We start from the raw sequence: 3469 nt of genomic DNA, 5'->3' as shown, positions 1-3469 counted from the left end.
CGCTCTGCGTCTATTCCTTCGTCCATCGCGGCACGCCGGAGAAGCCGGGCCTGGTGCTCGGGCTCGATCGTGGCGGCGCCTGCCGCGGCATCGCCTTCCGCGTCGCGGAGAAGAACCGCGCTGAGGTCGTCGCTTACCTGCGCGCGCGCGAGCAGGTCACGTCGGTCTATCGCGAGGTGATGCGCTCGGTGTGGCTGGAGAACGACGCACGGCAGCGCGTCTCCGCGCTCGCCTATGTCGTGGATCGCGGCCACGTCCAATATGCCGGCCGCCTGTCGCTCACCGAACAGCACCGCCATGTCATCCAGGGCCACGGCCAGTCCGGCGCGAACCGCGATTACGTGACGGCGACGGTGAAGGCGATCGAGGCCGAAGGCTTTCGCGACACGCAGCTGCATCAGCTCGCATTGATGCTGCACGGTGATGCACATTCCCTGCACGCGCCGGCGCCCGCCGAAGACCGCGAAAACCGCTAGCCGCCAGTCGGCGCATAGCTCGGCGATGAGCCGATCAACTGCTCCTGCTCCTTCCGGCCCGCTTCGACGAGGCGGTCGGTGGCGTCCTCGATGGCCGTCTGCACACGGGAGAGAAACTCGTCCTTCGGCAGGCCTGATGGCAACGGATCGAGGAATTCGACCACCAGCGTGCCGGGATAGCGCATGAAGGTGCGACGGGGCCAGAACAGGCCGGAGTTGAGCGCGATCGGCAGACACGGCACGCCGCAGGACGAATAGATCTGCGCAAAGCCGGTCTTGTAGTCGGGCGGTGCGCCCGGCGCCCGGCGCGTGCCTTCCGGAAAGATCACGAGCTGCTTTCCGCTGCGCACCGCCTCGCGTGCCCGGCGCGTCATATCGAGCAGCGCCTTCACCCCGGCATTGCGGTCGATCGCGATCATTCCGGTCTTGACCAGGAACTGACCGAATACCGGGATCTGCATCAGCTGACGCTTGAGGATGAAGATCGGGCGGTCGAAGAAGCCCGGCAGCACGAAGGTCTCCCAGAACGACTGGTGCTTCGCCACGATCACCAGCGGCCCCTGCGGGATCTTGTCGACACCGCGAAACTCAACCTTGATGTTGCAGACCACGCGCATCAGGACCAGCGTCGCCTTCGCCCACCACTCCGCAACCGTCAGCATGGCGCGCGGCGGCAATGCGAATGTCGGCAGCGCCACGATCGCGAGGCACACCAGCACGGCGTAGAACAACACGTTGAACATCAGCGAGCGCAGGAAAATCAGGAACATCGATGATCCAGTTAATTTGCCGATCAATTTGCCGATCAATTGGCCTGTGCAGTGTTGGGCCGCTTCGGCTGCACGCTTGAAGGCTGCTCCGACATCTCGGGCGAAAGGTCAATCCCGAAATTCTCCAGCCTTACCCTGAGCTCGGCCGCGATATACTTGACATATTCCGACAGCAGCAGCCGCAAGGTGGACGCCGAGGTCCACCACGGCTCCTCGCGCCATTTGTCACCGACCACCGCGAACGGGATCAGCGTCGCCTGTGGCATCGCATGCGAGAACTCCACCAGCGCGCGCGGCATGTGATAGTTCGAGGTGACCACGATCAGCGATTGGAAACGGCGCCTTTCGGCCCAACGTCGCGCCTCCGCCGCGTTGCCGCGGGTCGAGAGCGCGGTGCGGTCGAGATCGACGCAACAGGTCATGAAGGACTGGTTCTCCGGCAAGGTCCGGGAGATGTCGCTCGCCGTGGAGGTCGGATGCACGCCGGAGATCAGCAGCCGCCTGCCATAGCCGGCAGCGAGCAGCTGCATCGCATCCGACACCCGCGAGGAGCCGCCGGTCAGCACCACGATGCCATCGGCCTTGCGGCTTGGGGCGATCTCGGCGCCGCGCAATTGCGACAGGAACGCGATGAAACCCGCCGCCGCGCCGACGAAGGCGAACGCAATCGTCGACACCAATGCCGCGCGCAGCCAGCCGCGCGGCAGGTTCGGCGATCGATCGTCGGTCGGCGAGGTCATTGATGTCGGTGATCCCTTCCCTGAGGTGATTTTATGACGTTTTGAGACGAAGTGGAGTCCGGTTTCTTTACCCTCTCCCCTTGTGAGAGGGTGGCTCGCCGCCAGCGGCGATACGGGTGAGGGGGTCTCTCTCCGCGCATTCAGCATTTGTGCGCGTGGATAGAACCCCTCATCCGGCGCCGTAGCCGAAGCTTCGCTTCGGCGTTCTACACGAACGGCGGCCGAAGGCCGCCTCTACCACCTTCTCCCACAAGGGGGAGAAGAGAAGGCAGCGAGGTCACCGCGAACATTTCACTCAGCCATACGCATCTTCAATCCACATCATTCAGCGTCGCAAACAGCGTCTGGCGCGCGGCCACTGCGGTGATGGCGCCGATCAGCACGGCCTGGACCGCGAGCACGATGTAGCCGGATGGCCGCAGCGAGAAAGTGCCGAGCAGCGCGGCGAACTGGTCGCCGACGGGGGTACCGGAAAACCAGCCGGCAATCGACTCGGAGAAGCCGAACACCAGCATGGCGGCACCGCCGCCGATCAAGCCGCCCTCCAGCCCCAGCCTGAGGAAATGACGCAGGAAGTGATTGGCGATGTAGCGGTCGCCGGCGCCGACGAAATGCAGCACCTCGACAATCGGGCGGTTCGCCGCCATGGCGCCACGGGTCGCGAACGAGACGGAGATGATGGTGGCGATGATGACGAGCGCGAGAATGCCGAGGCCCGCGAGCACGGTGGCGTTGGTCATCGAGCGCATCCGCTCGATCCAGGCACGGTGATCGTCGACGCTGGCGCCCGGCGCGACCTGGGTCACGCGCGCGCGCAAGGTGCCGAGATCGAGCGACGTGCCGGGCTGCACACGCGCGATGATCATGCGCGGTACCGGCAGATCGTCCATCGACAGCCCGGTGCCGAGCCAGGGCTCGAGCAGCTTGCCGCTCTCCTCCCTGCTGAACGGCTTGACCTCGACGATGCCGGCTTGCGCGCGCATCGCCTCCGTCACCGCTGCGGTGTCGCGTTCGAGATCGCGGCCGACCTGCGGGCGAACCTGGATGGTGATCTCGCTCGCAACGTCCGACTGCCATTCGGCGGCGGAGGCGCTGACCAGCAGCACCGTGCCGGTGGTCATCGAGGCGAGAAAGGTCATGATGGCGACGACGGCGACCAGCGCGCGGCCGTGGATCGAAGCGCGCGGCACGATCGGCGACATGTTGCGCGCCTTCGCCGGGAGCTGCGGACGCTCCTGTCCGAGGTCGACCAGTACGCCGCGCTCGTCGGTCCTACTCATAGACGTGCAGCCGTCCCTGGTGCAGCACGAGCCGCCGTGCCTCGTACTGGTCCATCAGGCCGATGTCGTGGGTCGCGATGATGACGGCGGTGCCCGATTTGTTGAGTTCGATGAAGAGCCGCAACAGGCGGCGTCCGAGCGTCGGGTCGACGCTGCCGGTCGGCTCGTCCGCGAGCAGCAGCTGCGGCCGCGAGATCACGGCG

General features: G+C 65.7%; 5 protein-coding genes. 1 reads left to right on the top strand and 4 read right to left on the bottom strand.

All coding sequences use genetic code 11. The features are described 5' to 3' along the window. The coding region (locus MOV74_RS34065; RefSeq protein ID WP_246931362.1) for a gamma-glutamylcyclotransferase at positions 1–476 on the top strand (476 nt) is incomplete at its 5' end. Here the strand turns inward: MOV74_RS34065 and MOV74_RS34060 are convergent. The 4 genes from MOV74_RS34060 to MOV74_RS34045 all read right to left on the bottom strand — a co-directional run. Beyond that, positions 473–1246, bottom strand: coding sequence for a 1-acyl-sn-glycerol-3-phosphate acyltransferase (locus MOV74_RS34060; RefSeq protein ID WP_246931361.1), 774 nt, complete (start codon positions 1244–1246; stop codon positions 473–475). The two genes, MOV74_RS34065 and MOV74_RS34060, sit on opposite strands and share 4 nt — an antisense overlap. A gap of 35 nt (positions 1247–1281) precedes the next feature. Next, on the bottom strand, positions 1282–1986 hold the full coding sequence (locus tag MOV74_RS34055) for a YdcF family protein (RefSeq protein WP_246931360.1): 705 nt from the start codon (positions 1984–1986) through the stop codon (positions 1282–1284). 311 nt (positions 1987–2297) lie between these two features. Continuing rightward, positions 2298–3266, bottom strand: coding sequence for an ABC transporter permease (locus MOV74_RS34050; RefSeq protein ID WP_246931359.1), 969 nt, complete (start codon positions 3264–3266; stop codon positions 2298–2300). Next, the coding region (locus MOV74_RS34045; protein ID WP_404979218.1) for an AAA family ATPase at positions 3259–3469 on the bottom strand (211 nt) is incomplete at its 5' end. The genes MOV74_RS34050 and MOV74_RS34045, both read right to left, overlap by 8 nt.

It is taken from the genome of Bradyrhizobium sp. SHOUNA76, assembly GCF_023006445.1.
GTDB lineage: Bacteria > Pseudomonadota > Alphaproteobacteria > Rhizobiales > Xanthobacteraceae > Bradyrhizobium.
Note: the sequence above shows the minus strand (reverse complement) of the source record. Positions and strands in the feature narration are given on the sequence as shown.

Coding starts and splice junctions, on each gene's coding strand:
- MOV74_RS34060 (WP_246931361.1), bottom strand. CDS start 1,246: ATGTTCCTGATTTTCCTGCGCTCGCTGATGTTCAACGTGTTGTTCTAC.
- MOV74_RS34055 (WP_246931360.1), bottom strand. CDS start 1,986: ATGACCTCGCCGACCGACGATCGATCGCCGAACCTGCCGCGCGGCTGG.
- MOV74_RS34050 (WP_246931359.1), bottom strand. CDS start 3,266: ATGAGTAGGACCGACGAGCGCGGCGTACTGGTCGACCTCGGACAGGAG.